Source organism: Roseofilum capinflatum BLCC-M114 (assembly GCF_030068505.1).
GTDB lineage: Bacteria > Cyanobacteriota > Cyanobacteriia > Cyanobacteriales > Desertifilaceae > Roseofilum > Roseofilum capinflatum.
On the sequence record NZ_JAQOSO010000109.1, the window covers coordinates 96,611 to 115,124 of the forward strand.

Here is an 18,514-nt window from a genome sequence, read left to right on the forward strand (position 1 = left end):
TAATCTGATGTTTTCTTCCTGCTTCGTCGTGTCCGCTTTGCCGAAACATTGCGTTTGTTTGACACTCCACAGGCACACCCCGAGGAACTCTCGGTGAATAACTGTCAGTTCCCCTACTTTTACCGCTCCAACAGAGGGTAGAATAACCTTCAGTTGTGGAGGGTTTTAGGTTTCTTGGTCTAAAAATCGAACTCGTTATGAATTTGATTTTTTGGTTGAACAGCGATAGGTTATCACAGTTTTTCGGGATTGGGAAAGGCCGCGATCCCCAAAAAAATAAGTACAAATACGCTGTATGGATTGCCCAGACTAAGATACACCCTGCGATCCCGCGATGGATAAGAATATTTGATAGATGCCCCCAAAAGGGGGGAAATTGGGAGCTGAAACCATGGATTATCAAGAATCAGGAGTGAATATTGAGGCGGGTCGAGCGTTTGTGGGCCAGATTCGTCGTTGGGTGGAGAGTACCTATCGCCCGGAAGTGTTGGGGGGTTTAGGGGGATTTGGGGGCTGTTTTCAGTTGCCGGGAGGGTATTCACAACCGGTTTTGGTGTCGGGAACCGATGGGGTGGGAACCAAGTTGAAGATTGCCCAAGCCTGCGATCGCCACCATACCATCGGCATTGATTTAGTCGCCATGTGCGTCAATGATGTGCTGACTTCTGGCGCTGAACCCCTGTTTTTTCTGGATTATCTCGCTACGGGTCAGTTAAATCCAGAACAATTAGAACAAGTAGTTTTTGGGATTGCCCAGGGATGTAAGGAGGCTGGATGTGCCCTGTTGGGAGGAGAGACGGCGGAAATGCCGGGATTTTACCCGGTGGGTGAGTACGATTTAGCGGGCTTTTGTGTGGGCATTGTGGAAAGAGAGCGGTTATTGGATGGCTCGCAAGTCCGCGTGGGGGATGTGGCAATAGGGTTAGCCAGTCAGGGCGTTCACAGTAATGGCTTTAGTTTGGTTCGCAAAATTGTGGAAACTCAAGGTTTAAGTTGGCAGGCGATCCCCAAGGGATTAAATAAACCGTTGGGTGAAGTTTTACTCACCCCAACAAAGCTTTATGTTAAACCGATTTTAACCGCCATAGCTGAAGGTTTAGATATCCATGGAATGGCCCATATTACCGGGGGAGGATTACCCGAAAATTTACCCCGTTGTTTAGGTCAAAATCAATCCATTGCCATGAATTGGAGTGCCTGGGAAATTCCGCCCATTTTCCAATGGTTAGCCCAAGCGGGATCGGTGGCAGAAAAAGAGATGTTTAATACGTTTAATATGGGCATTGGCTTTGTTGTCTTGATCGATCCCGAACAAGCCGAATTTGCCCTCAATACCTTTGATGCACAAGGGATTCAAGCCTTTGAGATCGGTAAAGTTGTGTCAGGAAACGGGGAGTTGCTGGGCGCTAGGGAATAGGTTTGAGGCAATAGGCAATAGGCAATAGGCAATAGAAAATGTCCTAACTTTCCCTTTCTCTGGTGTGGCGGTTTCTATAGTCGGCGATAAAACTCCGTTTCGCTAGATTTTTCTTTGTGCAGGAGACTAAAAGCTGATACCCTAGATTGGGAGAGTTTAGATAACAAGGGAAGGGAGCATTTATTGTGGCTGTTTTACCAGCAACTCAGGAGCGTTTACAGATTAAACATCTCAGTCATTCTGATCGAGAAGATGCTACGGTCGATGGCCAAGATGTAATCGATGGATTAAGCCAAAATCCGAAGACATTACCCCCGAAGTATTTCTACGATAGCTATGGCTCGCAATTATTCGAGCAAATTTGCGAGCTACCCGAATATTATCCCACCCGTACAGAAGATTCTATTCTTAATCAATATGCCGATGAAATTGCCCAGATGACGGGTGCTTGTGAGTTGGTGGAGCTAGGAAGCGGAAGCTCTACGAAAACCCGTCGCTTGTTAGATGCGTATCAAACTTTGACGGACTCCCTGCACTATATCCCCATTGATGTTAGTGGTAGCATTCTCACGGAAAGTGCCCAGCAGTTGCTCCAAGAGTATCCCCATCTACAGATTCAAGGGTTGGTGGGAACTTATGAAGAAGCTTTAGTCGAACTGGAACGAACCCCTGCACCTTCTCGGATGGTATTCTTTTTAGGTAGCAGTTTGGGGAATCTGAATCCTCAAGAGTGCGATCGCTTCTTCGACCATATTTTAGACGCTCTACACATGGGCGAATATTTCCTCCTCGGTGTAGACTTACAAAAGCCCAAAGATATCCTAGAAGCAGCTTACAATGACGCTCAAGGCGTTACTGCTGAATTTAATCTCAACATGCTGGATCATCTCAACCAGCGTTTTGGGGGCAATTTTAAGCGGCAAAACTTTGAACATTGGGCTTTTTATAACCAGGAATTGAACCAAATTGAGATGCATTTGCGCTGTTTGAGCGCTCATTCTGTTGAGTTAGCTGCCCTCGATTTTCAAGTTAAATTTGAGACTGGAGAAACCATTAGAACCGAGATATCCCGTAAATTTAATGTACAGACAGTGCAAGACGAACTAGCCGCAAAAGGTCTAAAACCAATCACTGCTTGGACGGATTCCAAACGGTGGTTTGGATTAATCCTCTCGCAAAAAGTATAAAAAGACATGAATAAACTGACCTCATTACAGAATCTAGAGCTGGATAAGTGCGATCGCCAAACCCTCCTCAACTACTTCCAAAACTCCTGGGAATTAGAAGAAATTCTCATGAAAAGCCTAGTCCACAATGACAGCTTTTACCTCAACCCCGATCCCCTGAGAAATCCCATTATCTTCTACCTCGGACACTCCCCCGTCTTCTACATCAACAAACTCATTCGAGTAGAATTATTAGACCAACGCATTAATCCCGACTACGAAATACTATTTGAACTTGGAGTCGATCCCAGCAGTCCAGAAGAGCTAGAAGAAGCAACCAAAAACATTAATTGGCCAGAAGTCGAACAAGTTTGGGACTATCGGGAAAAAGCCAAAGAAACCATTACCCAAGTCATCAAAACCTGTTCCCTCAATCTTCCCATCACCCAAACCCATCCCCTTTGGGCTTTAATCATGGCAATGGAGCATAACCGGATTCACTTTGAAACCTCCTCCATGTTGCTTAGACAATTCTCGGTTGAGCATCTTAAACGTCCCGAAACCTGGCAATATGCCCCCTCAAATCAGACTACTCCCGAAAATAAAATGATTGCCATTTCTGGAGGAAAAGTTAACCTTGGAAAACCCGAAAACTCTAACACCTACGGTTGGGATAGCGAATATGGAACTCGCACCGTAGAAGTCCAACCTTTTTTCGCCAGTCAACACCTGATTACTAACGGAGAATTTCTGCAATTTGTCCAAGATCGGGGCTATGAAAACCCAGAATTCTGGGATGATGAATCCTGGAATTGGAAGCAAGAAAACAACGTCAAACACCCCAAATTCTGGATCGAAAAAAATGGCAGCTACCAGTACCGCACCCTCTTCGAGGAAATCGACTTACCCCTAGATTGGCCCGTGGAAGTTAACCATTATGAAGCCATGGCCTATTGTCACTGGAAAGGCGAAGGAACCCGCTTAATGAGCGAAGCAGAATGGAAAATCGCCACGGGAAAGTCTGATGATCATCAAGACTGTAACCTCAATGTAAAATTTGGTTCTCCCTCCCCTGTAAGAAGCTTAAAAAATTCTGAAGCATCCTCCGGACTCTACGATCTTCGCGGTAATGTTTGGGAATGGCTCAGTGATGAATTTAAGCCCTTACCCGGATTTAAACCCCATCCCCTATATGAAGATTATTCTGCTCCATTTTTCGACAGCGATCATAAGATAATGTTAGGCGGATCTTGGGCCAGCACAGGTGCTTATGCATCTCCCTCTTGTCGGAATTGGTTCCGCAAGAATTTTTATCAACATGCCGGTTTTCGTATCGCTCAAAATCGAGTGGGTTAACCTTAAGCCAATCAACTATAATCTCCAAACTTATGACTTATAAAATTAAGCCTCTCAGTTTTCTGCTATTAGCGACTCTTTGCTTCAGTCAAACCGGTGTTAAGGTTCATGCCAAAGACTCCTTAGAAGCATTAGAAGCATTAGATGCATCTAAGGGGACTCATTTAGCTCGTATGGACTCTCCGAATCAAATCGGGTTACAAGGACAAACAATTGTCCTTACAGGGCGAAGTTTAACAACGGCTGATGTAGCTCAGGTTGCCAGAAATGGGGCGAGGGTTACCATTAGTGATGAAGCGTCCAATCGCATCCAAAAAGCCCATGAGATTTTGCTGTTAGCGGCTAGAAGTGGACATCAGATTTACGGAGTGACTGCTGGAGTCGGACTCAATAAAGATCAGTCTTTTGTCGATCCTAGTGGTGGTTTAAGCGAAGAAGTTATTGAAGTTTCTAAAGAATTCAACCGTAACTTAATTTACGCTCACACGGCTGGAGTCGGGCCAGAAATGAGTCCAGAAGTGGTTAGAGCAATCATGGTTACTCGCCTCAACTCAATTCTCTTTGGCGCGACTGGCGCACAACCTCGCGTTGCCGAGCTGTACCGTGATTTTCTCAATAATGATATTATTCCCGTTATGCCATCACGGGGTTCAGTTGGACAAGCAGATATTACCTTAATTACTCATATTGGGCTGGCAATGCTTGGTGAAGGTGAGGTGTATTTCCAAGGTCAAAAAATGCCAGCCAGCAGAGCGCTAGAGGCTGTTGGACTAGAACCCTTAGATATTTTTGGTCGAGATGCCCTATCCATCCTTAGTTCTAATGCTTATTCTGCTGCCTTGGCAGCATTAGCCATCGAAGATTTAAAGCACTTACTTGAGGTCAATAAAATCTTATTTGCTCTAAGTTTAGAAGCTTTAGATGGTAACATTGAGCCGTTCTTACAAGATAGTCATGTTATTCGTCCTTTTCCTTCTGTGACTTCAGCCGCTAGAGATATTCGCACAATTTTAGCAGGAAGTTACTTGTGGGAGCCTTCAGAAGACCGTGCTTTGCAAGATCCCTTGAGTTTCCGTACAGCAGCGTATACCTTGGGTGCTGTAGAGCAATCCTTAGCAGAATTGGAGACTATGTTGCAAATTCAACTGAACTCTTCCGATGATAATCCTGCTATTATTTTAGATGTCTCTACCCCATCCAATTTACCTGAAGAAGCCTCGAAGTATGTGGCAGAGGATGGACTTAGAGGTGCATTAATCCCAACAGGGAACTTTTCTCCTCTTCCTTGGGTGATTTCTTTTCAGGAAGCGGCGATCGCCCTGAGTCACCTCTCTAATGCATCAGCACAACGCACCATCAAACTTGCCGATCCTCACTTTACCCATCTTAGTCGTTTTCTAGGAACCGATCAAACCTTTCATGCTTATGGGGCAATACAAAAGGTTTTTGCTTCTCTAGCTGCTGAAAATCAATCCTTGGCTGTTCCTGTCTCTATGGATTTAATCTCAATTGCAGGTAACATTGAAGATACATCAACTAATGCACCTCGCGTCATTCGCCGCTTTCAGCAAATGACTGATAATCTCTATTACATTCTGGGGATTGAAATGATGCATATTGGTCAAGCCATTAATTTAAGGCAACAAAAAAATCCTGGATTAAGGCTCTCAGGTGCTACCCGTACCTTCTTCAATAATTACCGTCGCTCTGTCTCTTTTTTACAAGTAGATCGCCCTCTTTCTCCTGATATTGAGGCTTCTTATCAATTTTTGAAGCAATACCCCGTTCGATAATGAATGAAGTCCTTAGAACACTTTGATAGGCAAAATTATTAACCATGAGACCCCAACCCATTCCCCCACAACCTGGCCAAGAATCTGTTTGGGATTACCCCAGACCCGCTATTTTGCAAGATACAGATAAATATCTGAAAGTCATTTGTAATGGCATTGTGTTAGCTGAAACAACCAAAGGGAAAAGAGTTTTAGAAACAAGTCATCCCCCAACCTATTATTTCCCCATTGAAGATGTGAAAACAGAGTATTTGGTTGAAACTCCTAAAAAGGGATTTTGTGAATGGAAAGGAATTTATATTTATTATGATATCAAAATGGGTGACAAATATATTCAAAAAGCTGCTTGGCGCTGTGTAGAAACCACACCTAACTTTGCTGCACTACAAAACCATTACAGCTTTTGGGCTAACCTCATGGATGCCTGTTATGTTAATGATGAGCGAGTAATCCCTCAAGAAGGTAATTTTTATGGAGGATGGATTACCTCTGATGTGGTTGGCCCGTTTAAGGGTGGGCCGGGTACATGGGGATGGTAGAATTAACCCGTGTTTAGGGAGATTCCTGCAACCAATCTTCTAATTTTAATCCCTCAATTCTGAGCATATCGGAGTCATGGGAGACTAGGGTTAAATCCTGCTCTAGGGCAGTTGCGGCGATTAAAATATCAGCAAATTGGATGGGTGTGCCTTTACGTCTGAGATTGGCATAGATGCGAGATGCTGTGTGAATGATGTTCATCTGGTCTAAAAACAAAACCTGTAGGGTAGTTTGGCATAAATCCTCCAAATGAGCTAATTTTTTTCGAGACTCAATGGCTAATAGTCCTCCTTCCGATTCAAAATAAGTCACACAACTGATAAATAGCCGATCGCCTTGGTATTGTGCATTGTTAACCCGATTCCGAATTCCCTGATTATTTTTTAACAGAGCCGTTAAAATATTGGTGTCGAGCAAATAGTCCATGGTTAACTGTTCTTCACTCCTGTGCGAATTTCTTGAACTGCGGCTTCAAATTGGGAAATTTCGTCAGGGGTTAAATCATCAAAGAAATGAGCCAATGCTTCTGTGCCCAAAATCCTCCTGACTTTCTCAGTCATCACTTCATCGCTCATCTGTTGCAGCTCTTGCTCGTTGCCGTTTCTGATGAAAACCTCTAAAACTTCATTGAGGGTGCGATCGCCCTCTAAACCCGCAAACACCTCATCCGTATTCAGGAAATGCTCTACAATGGGGCGGATTCGCTGTTTCAGGGTTTCCTCGGTTTGAGGGGTAATTCCATAGTTATTAGTAGCGCTCTGAGTCATGATTTTCTCCTCCCTGGTGAGTGATGGCAGCTACAGATAGTATAGCGAGATCCCCTAAACTCCTTGGTGTTTGCCTCCCTGTCTTTTGCTAATGAATGTTATTTTATCTGCCTTAGTTCCGGTTACTTTTATTATTTCCATTGGCATGATTGCCGGTCGGACTTTGACTCTGGAGCGCTCGACCCTTTCTGAACTGGCGGTCTATATTTTAACTCCAGCTTTAATTTCCAGTAGTCTCTATCAAGCCCAGTTATCCACCGACACGACTCTGGGTTTGATTATGGGATATCTGATTACTTCACTGGGCCCAGCCTTGTTGCAAGGGGGAGGATTACGAGATAGTCTGCGCCTGATTATCAGGTTACCGCTCTGTTTTGGTCAATTGTTCCGTGTTTATATGTTGTTCCGAGTTCTTATTTATTACGAGGATTTAATAAATTGATTAACGGTGTTAATCAATTTCAATTCTTTTATCCTTCCGGATAATTGGCAAATTTCCTATTCATTGAACCCGGAGAGTGACAGAAGAGTAGTATTTGACTTACTCCGTCATCAATTCTTCGGGGGTGAGGGCAGGGTCTACTGATAGAATTTGAATGATGTCGCTTCTTCCCTGCCCACCCTACGATGATTGGCGATTTCATACTCCAGAAATAATGGTGTACCCATAAGCTATCTCCTTATCCTAGAAGATGGATGGACAAATTCTTGCTATCTTATGACTTATAGATCAAAATTCCCACCGATGAGGTTCTCTAGCATACATCGGTTATCTATTCCATAATATTTCTGATATAAACTCAAATGCACTTAGAATTTAAACTGAGCGATCGCCATAAGCGCGTCTTACAAGCAACCGTTAATCATTATGTGGCTACCGCCGAACCGGTGGGTTCAAAAGTTTTAGTGGAAGAATATAATTTTTCTGTAAGCACGGCTACCATTCGTTCTTGTTTAAGTTATTTGGATAAATCGGGTCTACTTTATCAACCCCATACTTCGGCCGGTCGCGTGCCTTCGGATTCTGGATATCGGTGGTATGTGGATCATTTGATGACCCCGAATATTAAAACGGGGAAACAGGTGGAAAACTTGCTGCAAGAAAAGCTGAATTGGCAATGGAGTTTAGAATCTCTTTTTAAGTCAGCCGCGCAAATTTTATCGAGTTTAAGCGGTTATATTACCCTAATTACGATGCCCCAAGCGCAAAATTCCCGCTTGCATCATTTGCAATTAGTGGCTGTGGATAGCGATCGCGCCATGTTGATTTTGGTGACGGATACTTACCAAACCCATTCGATTCTGATTGATTTACCCAACACGGGAGAAGAGGGAAATGAAACGATAGAACAGATATCGAGGGAATTGCAAGTGCTTTCCAATTTCCTGAACCATAATTTGAAGGGACGGTTACTAACGGAGTTGGAGCATTTAGATTGGACAGAGTTAGATAGTGAATTTGAGCGCTATGGAGAGCAGCTTACCCAGGTTTTAAGGCAGTTTAAGCAGCGCCATGCGTCTTCTGTTTATACCGATATTTGGATTAGTGGAGTTGCGGAACTATTGCGACAACCGGAGTTTTCCCAACTGCAACAGGTGCAAACCTTAATTCATTTGCTCGAAGAGGAACCGACTCAGTTATTACCCCTGATTTTTAAGGTTCCAGAGCCGGAAAAAGACAGCAGTCGGGTACAGGTTTGGATCGGCTCAGAAAATCCCCTGGAACCGATGCAAAGTTGCGCTCTGGTGACTTCTTCCTATTTTCGCGGCTCCGTTCCCGTGGGGAGCGTGGGGGTTTTGGGGCCGACGCGGATGATGTATGAAAATGCGATCGCCGTGGTGGAAGCCACGGCTGCTTATCTCTCAGATGCCCTGAGTTAGTCGGTTTTAGTCCGGATCTTTGGATTTGGCATCGCTTTCGGTGCGGGGAGCGGTGAGAATTTCCCAAGCTGCTTTAGCCGCTTCCGACAGGCGATCGCCGAGTTCTTGGGCTTGCTTAACGATGGTTTCCCAGTTTTTCTCCGCATCCTTTTGCAGGAGTTTGAGGGAATTCTCAATGCGATCGGGATCGAATAGGTTTTCTTCTTCTAAGCTGGTTTTAGCTTTCTTGACAGAACTGAGATAGGTTTCCAGGGTATAGTTTCCGGCTTTATGAATTTCTGACTGGGCCCGAGTTTTCATGGCTTCAATCAGTGCCATTGTTTCATTTTTAACCTGTTCCGTTGCATCTTTTAGTCCCTCATCTTGCTCCACCATGGCTTTGGTTTCGGGGCTAACTTCTACTATGCTAGATTCTTTAGGTGTATCAGTTTCGCTCATTTTTAGATAACCTCATATAGACGAACCAACGATTCTAGGCATCACCCCATGAAACGGGTCTCTAGATTCACCCCGATTGTAATGGAGTGGTCAGTTTTTTGCACGATCGTGGCAATTACGGGTTTATTCTAACGACTGATCGGCGATCGGCGATCGGCGGTAAACTCTCCATCATGGGTACGGTTGACTCCCCTTTTGTAGCGCTTGGCACTGGTAATGGGGAATAGGCATTGGTAACAAGTTAAGGTTGTCGGTGAGGGGGAGGCAAAAGGCAATAGGCAAAAGGCAAGAGGGGGGAGGTAAGAGGCAAGAGTCCATAAATAGTGTGAGCTAATTCGTTCTCCTAGAATTAGAGCTTTGTCTCTCAATTGACAAAAGCAGAATTTCGGGATAATCTAGCTCGTCAGGTTATTCCGAAAATAAATAACGGTAATGTTCAAGAAAATAGCAGCGATCGCCGCCAGCTTGGGTATCCTTTTAACAACGGCTGGAGCCAGTCCCGCCCAAGAAGTTCTGGAAGAGATTCAAAACACAGGAACCTTAAAAGTCGGCATTCGTAAAGATGCGGCTCCTTTTGGTTATATGGAATCGGGAGAATGGAAAGGCCTATGCTTACAAATGATGGAGTCTTTTGCCGAAGAATTAGAACAAGAATTAAACCGCCCGATTGAACTCCAAACCATTGAATCTACCCTCAATGAATCTTCCCCCAATGGTCGCTATCGAAGCGTTAGAGATGGACAAGTTCATCTAGAATGTGGCCCGAATACCATCAGCACTACTCCCCCCCAAGGAACCCAATTTTCGTTCAGATTCTTCGTCACCGGAACCTATTTTTTAATGCGTCCTCAAACCCGGATTTTATTCAAACCTTCAGGATTTTTACAAGGCTTAGATATTGGAGTTTTAGATAATACTCTGACGCGCCAATTTATCGAAAGTCGCTATCAACTGGCTGACTCTATTCCCTATACTGGAAATCAGGGGCGACAACAAGCCGTTCGAGATGCCATGGCGGGAACTATTGATGCCTTTGCCAGTGATGGAGTTCTCTTAATCGGAGAAGCTGAAAGACAAGGATTGTCCGATGAAGAATATAGCCTCTTACCGAATGAACCGTTAACCTGTATTGGCTATGGGATGATTTTGCCCTCCCATGATGAGCAATGGAGACAAAGGGTAAATCAGTTTATTGTCGCAGGAGACTCCAGGAATATTATCACCGATCTATTGACAGATTTGGTTGGCATAACCTCTCCTTATATTGATCTGACGATCGCCGCCTTAGATAAGTGCAGTTAACTCTGGCAATGTCTCCTTTTTTATATTCCTATCCTCCCCTATTTCCGGGTATCCTCAAACGTCGCTATAAACGCTTTTTAGCCGATATTGAACTGGAAACGGGGGAGTTAATTACGGCCCATTGTCCCAACACGGGGCCCATGACCGATGTCTGTGAAATAGGCGCTCCGGTACAAGTGTCTTATCATGATAATCCCAAGCGGAAGTTGGCTTACACTTGGGAGATGATTCAGTTGCAGAAACCGGAACCGGTTTGGGTGGGGGTGAATACCAGCTTGCCCAATCGAGTAATTAAATTAGCTCTAGAACAGCGCATTTTTCCTGAACTCCAAGACTATGAAACCCTAAAAACCGAGGTAGTTTATGGACAGAATCGGCGCAGTCGAGTCGATTTTCTGCTCACTGGAGAGCCGCCGATTTATGTAGAGGTGAAAAATACCACTTGGGCGAAAAATGGGCTGGCTTTATTTCCCGATACCGTCACCGATCGCGGCCAAAAGCATTTACGGGAGTTGATGGAACTGCCCCCAAAAGCCAGAGCAGTGATGCTTTATTTCATTAATCGCGCCGACTGTGAGCAGTTTTCCCCTGGAGACAGTGCCGATCGCGTCTATGGGGAGCTGTTCCGTCAGGCGATCGCCAAAGGAGTAGAAATTCTCCCCTGTCGCTTTTCCGTCACTCCACAAGGCATCGAGTATCTGGGTTTAGCCGAACTGTGTAGCCGTTGTAGTGTGGACAGAACGACAAAATAACGTTATTCGGATTATTTCAGCACGAAGGGCAAATCGATATGAGCGCAAAAGACTTGAGCAATACCTCTCGGACTAATTGGGAAGCGTTAGAGAATGGGGATGATGACGAAATTGATTATTCTGACATTCCACCCTTGACTGAGGAGTTCTTTCAGAGGGCAACGTTAAGAATTCCGGCAGCTCAAGCGCGGCAACTGGTGGCTATTGAGCCAGATATCTTGGCATGGTTTCAGGCTCAGGGTGGAGACTATAAAATGTTAATTAACTCAGTTTTGCGTGGTTATACGGGAAATTACAGGGAATAGTCAGGGAAGAGGCGATCGCAGCACGATCGCTGGGGACATCCAAGGGAGAGGGCAAGATCTTGGTGATAAATTAGGATAAAGCAGAATCTTACCTAATGGAGTTTGTAGACAATGAATAAGCGCCAACAGTTAATCGAAGAACTTGAACAAGCACCCGATGATATAGTGCAAAAAGTTCTAGAGTTTTTACACCGAATTCAAGTCAGTAAAAAAGAACACCCTCTAGCGAAGTTTGTGGGAATTTTGAGTGATGCTGAGGCAGAGGAGATGCAGCAAGCTATTCGGAAAAATTGTCGGCAGGTAGATGAAAATGAGTGGTGAGACGGCTTTAGATACTTCAACTGCCATTCGGTTTCTCAATGGTGATGAAGGGGTAGTTGAAAACATTTTGGCTTTGCCAGAAGTTATGTTACCAAAGATACAGCGCTTCGCGCTAGGCAAAAGGTTTGGAGCGTTCAACCCTGTATTCCATAACAGCGCAAAGTGCTGTATAGTAGCATTGGATTAATGGAATTTCCCTAAAAAACGCTCTAACCATTTCCGTCGCCAGGTGAGGCGCAGGAGATACATCCATAGCAAAACGATCGCCAGAATAAACGCATAATCTGATACCGATAATAACGTCAAGTCAAAGAAGGCTCTCACAGGGGCGATCGCCAAAATTAAGCTGTATAACCCCAACAAACTCAACGCAACCGCCGTATATCGCCAATCTCCGCTCAGGGGTTCCACGGCTACCCAGAACCGGGTTGGGGGTTTGAGAAACAACATTAAGGTTAAGCCGCACAGGATTAATAGGGTGACTAAAGCGCTGCGAGGAATGGCTAATAACTCATTATCAATGATGACCATTCCGTTAAGGCTCACCGCTCGCCAAACACTGGTGACTAAATAGCCTAAATAGACGATTAATCCGGCTAAGGTTACGGATAATGTGGCGGGTAAAATAAACCGAAATAGAGCGCGGACGCGATCGCCACTCTGTTCTCCTCCTGGTTTGGCATAAACCGGTAAACTCATACTCGGAAAGCCTACAGAAAGCGCCGTTACTAAAGCACTATGTTTATTCAATAAGGGAAACGTGCCAATCACTTGACCGGTGGCTAAAATGAGTAAGGTAAACGAAAAAATGCGGATAATAAACAACTTCAAAACATCCTGAATTCCGTTTTGAATCCGTTGCCCTTCCAAAAATGCAAAGGGGAGCGACACAAAGGAATCTTTTAATAAGACTAAATCCGCCACCGCTTTCGTGGCTTTACTGCCACTTTCCATGGCTATCCCCAAATTCGCTTGTTTCAGGGATAAAACATCATTGACTCCATCCCCAATCATGGCTACATAAATTCCTTTTTGGCGCAATTCTTTGACCAATTGGGCTTTTTGATCGGGGGTAATGCGCCCAAAAATAGTATAGTCTTGCACGACTTGCGGCCATTGGTGCGGTTCAATTTGGGCTAACTCCGCTCCCGAAATCATGGCCAAATCTCCCTCTAATCCGACTTGACGGGCGATCGCCTGTACCGTCTGCGGATAATCCCCGGAAATAATCTTCAGTTGCACTCCCGCTTGCTGAAATCCTTGCAGCGTTTCTAACACGCCCGGACGCAATTGATCCCCTAAAATCACTAATCCCAAAGGGGCAAGGGTGGGGGGAATAGTGGGGGTATTTTCCCCATCATAAAGGCTCACCACCGCTTCAGAACCAGCAAACAGCAAGACGCGATAGCCCTGTTCTGTCCACTGGTGGATGGTTTCCCGGATCTCCTCAGCCAGGGGAATGGTGCGAGCGAGAATATCTGGAGCGCCTAAGACATAGGTTCCTTGAATTTCACCTGTGGCAAAAATGCAACCGCTCCACTTGCGTGCCGAGGTAAAGGGAACTTCACTATTCACCGGTTGGGGGGGATGGGGACGGTAGCGAGCGATCGCCTCACTGGTGGCATTTTGGGTGGTTGCACTGGCTGCGAACCCCCCTAAAATCTGCTCTAAACGCGCTCTATCTTCCTGAATTGCCTCTAACTGATGCACCTCAATTTGATTCGCGGTTAGGGTTCCCGTCTTATCCAAACAGAGAATATCCACATGGCTCAGGGACTCCACCGAGTTAGCCTGTTGAATGAGAATCTCTCGATCCAGCATCCGCACCGCTCCCAGAGCATAGGCGAGGGTAATCGATAAATATAGGCCCGCAGGCACTAAACTAGAGATCACCGCCGCTTTTTGCACCCCATCAGGGACTGAAAGGGTACGACTGAGAACGGCGATCGCCACTAAAATCCACAGAAAACCAGCCACTAAGATAAAGATGCGAATCACCAGGTTAATCTGTTGCTGTAAAGGCGTATACACCTGTCGCACCGCCCTAGCCCCCGAAGCCAGGCGATAGGCTAGGGTTTCCCGCCCCACCTGCTGTGCTTCATAATACCCATTACCACTAATGCAAAACGTGCCAGAGAGCAGGCGATCGCCCGGTTTTTTCACAATGGCATCACTCTCCCCCGTCAACAGCGACTCATCCACCTCCATCTGTCCCTGTAACACCTCCCCATCCACCATAATCTGTTCCCCAGGAACCAAATGCAACACATCTCCCTGCACAATCTCACGAGGATCGAGGGTGCATTCTTGGCCATTCCGCATCACCAAAGACCGAGGACGAGTCAACAATGCCACTTTATCTAACTTGCGTTTTGCCCAAATCTCCTGACAAACACTCACGATCACCGCACTAAACAACACCACAATCACGATCGCCCCATCACTGTAGCGTCCCAGGGAAATCAGCAGCATAAAAATCGAAAAGAACACCCCATTAATGAAGGTGAACACCGTTTCCCCTAAAATATCTTGATAGGAGCGACTATTGGGCAAATTAACGTCATTATGCAAGCCTGACCGATAGCGGTCTTTCACTTGCTCATCCGTTAATCCGGTGAGGATAGAATTAGCATTTACCATAAAGCATTAATGGTGGACATTGAACAGACTTTCCTTAACCAAAGAATTGATTGACTTGGCAAGAAAAATCAGGAAGCAAAGGAGATGTGAGTTCATCGTTCTCTAATAGCGTCATCACTAATTCCAATTTTGCTTTTTCCCGCCGATAAACCTCTACCGTCTTTAATCGCCAGTCCACAATCCAATATTCTTGTACACCTTGATTGGAATATAATTTTAACTTGCTTTCCTTATCGCGACGAACATCAGCTTTGCTTGGCAATAATACTTCAACCACTAACTCTGGAGCGCTGGTAAAATGACCTGATTCATCAACACAATTGTTTAATTTATCGTTAGTCATCCAAACGAGATCGGGGATAACATTATCGGTATCACTGAAAATTACACCGGGATTGAAGATTACTTCACCCGATCGAGTTTCACTTGACCAGTTGCCTAAAAGTCTGCAAATTTCACCAAGGGTCTTTTGATGTTTCCAATGGGGGGCATGGGTCATGTACAGTTCTCCATCGATAATTTCATAGCGGTTATTGTTATCGGGCAACAGTTCTAAATCGGCTGATGTCCAGGGAATTTGTACGTTCGTCATAGTCGTGAGGGGCTGTCTTACTGAAGTTGATTCAACTATAACGTTTTCCGGCGATCGCTGGTATCCTCAACTCAGGGCTACTTTTTGCTCAGGTTCGTGTAACTAGGGCTGCTCTAATCCTCGACCTCAGCGCGATCGCTTCTCTGGTACTCTGGTCTATGGTGTAATTCGCAGCGACAATTTAGGGGATTTCTTTAACCCAGATTTCATTTGCAACGGGAATTCTAGCGGCTTGCATCTTTTCCAGTTTATTTTGGGTGGGTTAACTTGTTCTCAAAATCCCATTACCGCGTTCTGCCAAGCGAACGGTTGATCGATCTCTCGCTATTCCTGGGTTTCTGGATTCGCTGGGGCTGGGGGAACGGTTGCTGTGGGTTCAGGAGCCGGAACTGGAGTCGGTAGGGGCGTTAAACCGGGAATGCCTAAATCAAGATTTGGCTCGTCTTGTGGAGTCACTTCTGAGGGGTTCACCCCTGTAGGAAGGGTTGCCAAAGCCACGCGATCGCCGCCCACAGACCGCATTAAGTCTAAAATTTGGACAACATCTTCATAAAGGGCAGTTTTCGAGGCATACAGCACCATTAAGCCCTGGGGAGTCTGAATCTGATAGGCGAGTAACCGTTGTCGCAATTGATCCCTGGGGACTAATTCCTGTTCAATATAGGTTTGGCCCACCGTATCCACACTCACAATTAACATATCCTGCATTTGGGTGGTTCCGGTTTTGGCACTGGGCAAATCTACAGTAATCGCTTGCTGGCGCGTCAATCCTACCGCCGCTAAGATAAAAAAGGTCAAAATGCAGAAAATGACATCAATCAGGGGGATGACTTCGATTCGCGCTTCTTCTGTTGGATTATCCCAGTTGATTTTCATGGTGTGCTTGGTTTTCGGTTTTCAGGTCTCTTAACTTTCGTCTAGGTGTTCGGCAACATTGTGATAGAGATCGAGAATATGGCGATCGTCTAAATAATAATAGACTTTTCGGCCCCGTTTTTGGTAGCGGACAAGCCGATGAGCGCGGAGGGTTCGCAGTTGGTGGGAAACGGCGGATTCTGTCAGTTCGAGGGTGGTGGCTAAATCACATACGCACAGTTCTTCTGTGGCTAACAGAGATAGGATTCTTAAGCGGTTGGGGTCTCCGAGGATACTAAAGAATTCTGCCATTTTTTGGGCTTTCCGGGGATGCAGAAGATGGGATTCTAGGTCTTGTCGATGTTCGGTGTCTAAGTCTTCGGGGGGGCAATGGGGGGAGCAGTAGGGGGAGTCTATGGACTGGGAGAGGGAAGATTGTGACATGGAGTTGGGTGATGGGTTATGAGTGAGTAGATCGTTTTTGGGCTACTTATTCAAATTTAACAATCTCTGAACAATCTTTCAATTATTTTATGCTAATCTATGAATATCTGTTCAGATGTAAGTCAAGGAGACAAGATTATGGCAACTGCAACCCAAGTCAAATGTGCTTGTGAGTCTTGTAGCTGTATGGTGGATGAGGCAACTGGGTTTAAGAAAAATGGCCAGGTTTATTGTAGTGAAGCTTGCGCCAATGGCCATCCTGACGGTTCAGGCTGTGGGCATCACGGATGTAATTGTCACAAATAATATAAATCCGGGTAAGGTGGGCAGGGTATGCTAGTGGAAGTTGAAGGATATGGCTTATCCTCCTGCCCACCCTACTGCCGTGACAACCCTAAAATGGTGGGTTACGGCGGATTGATAGATTGCTGTCAGAGTCTAGGTTTTAGCCGCCTAACCCACCCTACGCTAATGCACATTTTTAGCTGTGTCATGGCACTACTGTTGTTCACTCCCCCTATTCCCCCATTCCCCCGCTAAGGTGCATCGGAACCATCGGCTTTCACGGAGCCTTTGTCTAAGGTGCGGGGCGTTTTTTCTAAATAATCGCTTTCTTCCTCCGACCAGTATTGACGATACAATAGCTCTAATTCACTTCCAGCGCGGCGAAAGAGCTTTACTTGCATAAAAATCAAGCCTTGAAATAAGCGATAAAAGGCTACAGCAGTAATGGCAATCACCAACCCGACGGCGGTACTAATTAAGGCTTCCCCAATGCCCAAGGTTACGCCACGGGTGGAGGCAGTGGCTAAGTCGCCAATGCGAATGGAGCCTAATGAATTAATTAATCCTAATACGGTTCCCAAGAGTCCCAACATGGGAGAGAGGGAAATCACTGCTTCTAAGATTTTGTCTCCCCGGCGCATGGCTGCTAATTCATCATCGGCTGCTGCTTCTAAGGCTAAACGAAAGGCCTCCGGGTCGGCATTTCTGATCCTTAAGGGAGCATAGAGGAACCGGCCCACAGGTTGATCGCTGGCACGTCGGGCAATTTCTGGGGCAGTTCTCCAGTCTTCTCGTGCGGCTTCGAGAATTTGCTCGATGAGTTCTTTTTCTTTGGTTAAGACTGTCCACCAAAACCATAACCGTTCAATAATGGTACTGAGGGCCAGTACGGATAAGAACAGTAATGGGCCAATGGTTAACCCCCCCTTCTCTAAAATTTCTGCGATCGTCATAGTTGTCTGGTTCTCTGTGCCTAAACGCCGGGTAATGGAATCAGTGTTCTTCGATTGTCTTACATTTTAGGGTGAATTTTCGGGTGTTCGGAGTTTATTCTCAGGTTTTCCCTTGCAGTTGAGCTAGGTGGGGAAATCCTTACCCACATTTTAGATAAGAGTTTGCGACAATAGAGGCAATGAGAGAAAGATATCTTATGAGCAACCCAATTCAATCCCTGTATACCTGGTATCGAAACATGATTCGCAATCCCCAGTATCGCTGGTGGATTATTTTGGGGACTTTGGTTTATATTTTCAGTCCCCTAGACATTTCCCCGGATGTGTTCCCGATCGCCGGTCAAATTGATGATGTCGCGGTGATGGTAATTTTGCTTTCGGAGGTCTCCCAACTCGTTTTAGACCGGGTAAAAGCGAAACAGTCATCAACCTCTGCCTCCTCCAATGATGGAACCTCCCCCAAAAATACGGTGGATGTGGATGCCGTTTCCCTCGATTAGTCCCCTCACCGACTATAGGAGCTACCCTACTGCCGTGACAACCCTAAAATGGTGGGTTACGGCGGATTGATAGATTGCTGTCAGAGTCTAGGTTTTAGCCGCCTAACCCACCCTACGCTAATGCACATTTTTAGCTGTGTCACGGCACTACGCTATTGCCTATTGCCTATTGCCTATTGCCTATTGCCTATTGCCTATTGCCTATTG

General features: G+C 45.5%; 22 protein-coding genes and 1 pseudogene. 14 read left to right on the forward strand and 9 right to left on the reverse strand.

Annotation, left to right across the window (positions count from 1 at the left end):
* Positions 1–391: 391 nt before the first annotated feature.
* From purM to PMG25_RS21320, 5 genes are all read left to right on the forward strand, one after another.
* Entirely contained in the window at positions 392–1,417 is a 1,026-nt protein-coding gene (purM, locus tag PMG25_RS21300; protein WP_283768910.1) for a phosphoribosylformylglycinamidine cyclo-ligase, read from the forward strand.
* A gap of 185 nt (positions 1,418–1,602) precedes the next feature.
* The gene (gene egtD, locus PMG25_RS21305; protein ID WP_283768911.1) at positions 1,603–2,604 is read left to right on the forward strand and encodes an L-histidine N(alpha)-methyltransferase; all 1,002 of its coding nucleotides are present in this window, start codon (positions 1,603–1,605) and stop codon (positions 2,602–2,604) included.
* A gap of 6 nt (positions 2,605–2,610) precedes the next feature.
* A complete protein-coding gene (ovoA, locus tag PMG25_RS21310) occupies positions 2,611–3,939 on the forward strand; it encodes a 5-histidylcysteine sulfoxide synthase (protein WP_283768912.1) in 1,329 nt (442 codons plus the stop codon).
* A 32-nt stretch (positions 3,940–3,971) separates the two neighbouring features.
* Positions 3,972–5,732, forward strand: coding sequence for an HAL/PAL/TAL family ammonia-lyase (locus tag PMG25_RS21315; protein ID WP_283768913.1), 1,761 nt, complete (start codon positions 3,972–3,974; stop codon positions 5,730–5,732).
* Positions 5,733–5,776: 44 nt separating this feature from the next.
* Positions 5,777–6,271 carry a DUF427 domain-containing protein gene (locus tag PMG25_RS21320; protein WP_283768914.1) on the forward strand — a complete coding sequence of 165 codons (495 nt, stop codon included), beginning with the start codon at positions 5,777–5,779 and terminating at the stop codon, positions 6,269–6,271.
* Positions 6,272–6,284: 13 nt separating this feature from the next.
* Here the strand turns inward: PMG25_RS21320 and PMG25_RS21325 are convergent, their stop codons facing one another.
* Both PMG25_RS21325 and PMG25_RS21330 read right to left on the reverse strand, forming a co-directional pair.
* Positions 6,285–6,698 carry a type II toxin-antitoxin system VapC family toxin gene (locus PMG25_RS21325; RefSeq protein ID WP_283768915.1) on the reverse strand — a complete coding sequence of 138 codons (414 nt, stop codon included), beginning with the start codon at positions 6,696–6,698 and terminating at the stop codon, positions 6,285–6,287.
* A 2-nt stretch (positions 6,699–6,700) separates the two neighbouring features.
* Entirely contained in the window at positions 6,701–7,039 is a 339-nt protein-coding gene (locus tag PMG25_RS21330; RefSeq protein ID WP_283768916.1) for a hypothetical protein, read from the reverse strand.
* Between the two features lie 91 nt (positions 7,040–7,130).
* Here PMG25_RS21330 and PMG25_RS21335 point away from each other — a divergent pair, with 91 nt between their 5' ends.
* Together PMG25_RS21335 and hrcA are read left to right on the forward strand one after the other, a co-directional pair.
* The gene (locus tag PMG25_RS21335; RefSeq protein WP_283768917.1) at positions 7,131–7,481 is read left to right on the forward strand and encodes an AEC family transporter; all 351 of its coding nucleotides are present in this window, start codon (positions 7,131–7,133) and stop codon (positions 7,479–7,481) included.
* A 362-nt stretch (positions 7,482–7,843) separates the two neighbouring features.
* Complete coding sequence (gene hrcA / locus PMG25_RS21340) at positions 7,844–8,920, forward strand: heat-inducible transcriptional repressor HrcA (protein WP_283768918.1); 1,077 nt, start codon at positions 7,844–7,846, stop codon at positions 8,918–8,920.
* Between the two features lie 6 nt (positions 8,921–8,926).
* Here hrcA and PMG25_RS21345 read toward each other — a convergent pair whose 3' ends face one another.
* On the reverse strand, positions 8,927–9,358 hold the full coding sequence (locus tag PMG25_RS21345; protein WP_283768919.1) for a hypothetical protein: 432 nt from the start codon (positions 9,356–9,358) through the stop codon (positions 8,927–8,929).
* A 128-nt stretch (positions 9,359–9,486) separates the two neighbouring features.
* The gene (locus PMG25_RS21350; protein ID WP_283768920.1) at positions 9,487–9,633 is read right to left on the reverse strand and encodes a hypothetical protein; all 147 of its coding nucleotides are present in this window, start codon (positions 9,631–9,633) and stop codon (positions 9,487–9,489) included.
* Positions 9,634–9,790: 157 nt separating this feature from the next.
* Here PMG25_RS21350 and PMG25_RS21355 point away from each other — a divergent pair, with 157 nt between their 5' ends.
* The 5 genes and pseudogenes from PMG25_RS21355 (at position 9,791) to PMG25_RS21370 (ending at position 12,038) form a co-directional block, all read left to right on the forward strand.
* The gene (locus PMG25_RS21355; protein WP_283768921.1) at positions 9,791–10,660 is read left to right on the forward strand and encodes a transporter substrate-binding domain-containing protein; all 870 of its coding nucleotides are present in this window, start codon (positions 9,791–9,793) and stop codon (positions 10,658–10,660) included.
* 8 nt (positions 10,661–10,668) lie between these two features.
* Positions 10,669–11,412: a DNA/RNA nuclease SfsA gene (gene sfsA / locus PMG25_RS21360; RefSeq protein ID WP_283768922.1), complete on the forward strand. Its 744-nt coding sequence runs from the start codon at positions 10,669–10,671 to the stop codon at positions 11,410–11,412.
* A pseudogene (locus tag PMG25_RS24560) lies at positions 11,372–11,488 on the forward strand (BrnT family toxin); the annotation flags it as partial. The gene sfsA and the pseudogene PMG25_RS24560, both read left to right, overlap by 41 nt.
* On the forward strand, positions 11,451–11,717 hold the full coding sequence (locus PMG25_RS21365; RefSeq protein ID WP_283768923.1) for a BrnA antitoxin family protein: 267 nt from the start codon (positions 11,451–11,453) through the stop codon (positions 11,715–11,717). The pseudogene PMG25_RS24560 and the gene PMG25_RS21365, both read left to right, overlap by 38 nt.
* Before the next feature lie 111 nt (positions 11,718–11,828).
* Complete coding sequence (locus PMG25_RS21370) at positions 11,829–12,038, forward strand: hypothetical protein (protein ID WP_283768924.1); 210 nt, start codon at positions 11,829–11,831, stop codon at positions 12,036–12,038.
* 183 nt (positions 12,039–12,221) lie between these two features.
* Here the strand turns inward: PMG25_RS21370 and PMG25_RS21375 are convergent, their stop codons facing one another.
* The 4 genes from PMG25_RS21375 to PMG25_RS21390 all read right to left on the reverse strand — a co-directional run bounded on the left by PMG25_RS21375 (position 12,222) and on the right by PMG25_RS21390 (position 16,569).
* Positions 12,222–14,678 (reverse strand): HAD-IC family P-type ATPase, encoded by a 2,457-nt coding sequence (locus PMG25_RS21375; RefSeq protein WP_283768925.1) that lies wholly within the window; start codon positions 14,676–14,678, stop codon positions 12,222–12,224.
* Between the two features lie 34 nt (positions 14,679–14,712).
* Entirely contained in the window at positions 14,713–15,270 is a 558-nt protein-coding gene (locus PMG25_RS21380) for a Uma2 family endonuclease (RefSeq protein ID WP_283768926.1), read from the reverse strand.
* Positions 15,271–15,594: 324 nt separating this feature from the next.
* On the reverse strand, positions 15,595–16,146 hold the full coding sequence (locus PMG25_RS21385; protein ID WP_283768927.1) for an ExbD/TolR family protein: 552 nt from the start codon (positions 16,144–16,146) through the stop codon (positions 15,595–15,597).
* A gap of 30 nt (positions 16,147–16,176) precedes the next feature.
* Complete coding sequence (locus PMG25_RS21390; protein ID WP_283768928.1) at positions 16,177–16,569, reverse strand: ArsR/SmtB family transcription factor; 393 nt, start codon at positions 16,567–16,569, stop codon at positions 16,177–16,179.
* Between the two features lie 138 nt (positions 16,570–16,707).
* Between PMG25_RS21390 and PMG25_RS21395 the strand changes: the two genes are divergently transcribed.
* Positions 16,708–16,875, forward strand: a complete 168-nt coding sequence (locus PMG25_RS21395) for a metallothionein (protein ID WP_283768929.1) — start codon at positions 16,708–16,710, stop codon at positions 16,873–16,875.
* 230 nt (positions 16,876–17,105) lie between these two features.
* On the opposite strand, the gene PMG25_RS21400 is transcribed toward PMG25_RS21395, so the two are convergent.
* Positions 17,106–17,807: a MotA/TolQ/ExbB proton channel family protein gene (locus PMG25_RS21400; protein WP_283768930.1), complete on the reverse strand. Its 702-nt coding sequence runs from the start codon at positions 17,805–17,807 to the stop codon at positions 17,106–17,108.
* A gap of 197 nt (positions 17,808–18,004) precedes the next feature.
* On the opposite strand from PMG25_RS21400, the gene PMG25_RS21405 reads away from it, so the two are divergent.
* Positions 18,005–18,307 carry a YkvA family protein gene (locus PMG25_RS21405; protein WP_283768931.1) on the forward strand — a complete coding sequence of 101 codons (303 nt, stop codon included), beginning with the start codon at positions 18,005–18,007 and terminating at the stop codon, positions 18,305–18,307.
* Positions 18,308–18,514 lie beyond the last annotated feature (207 nt).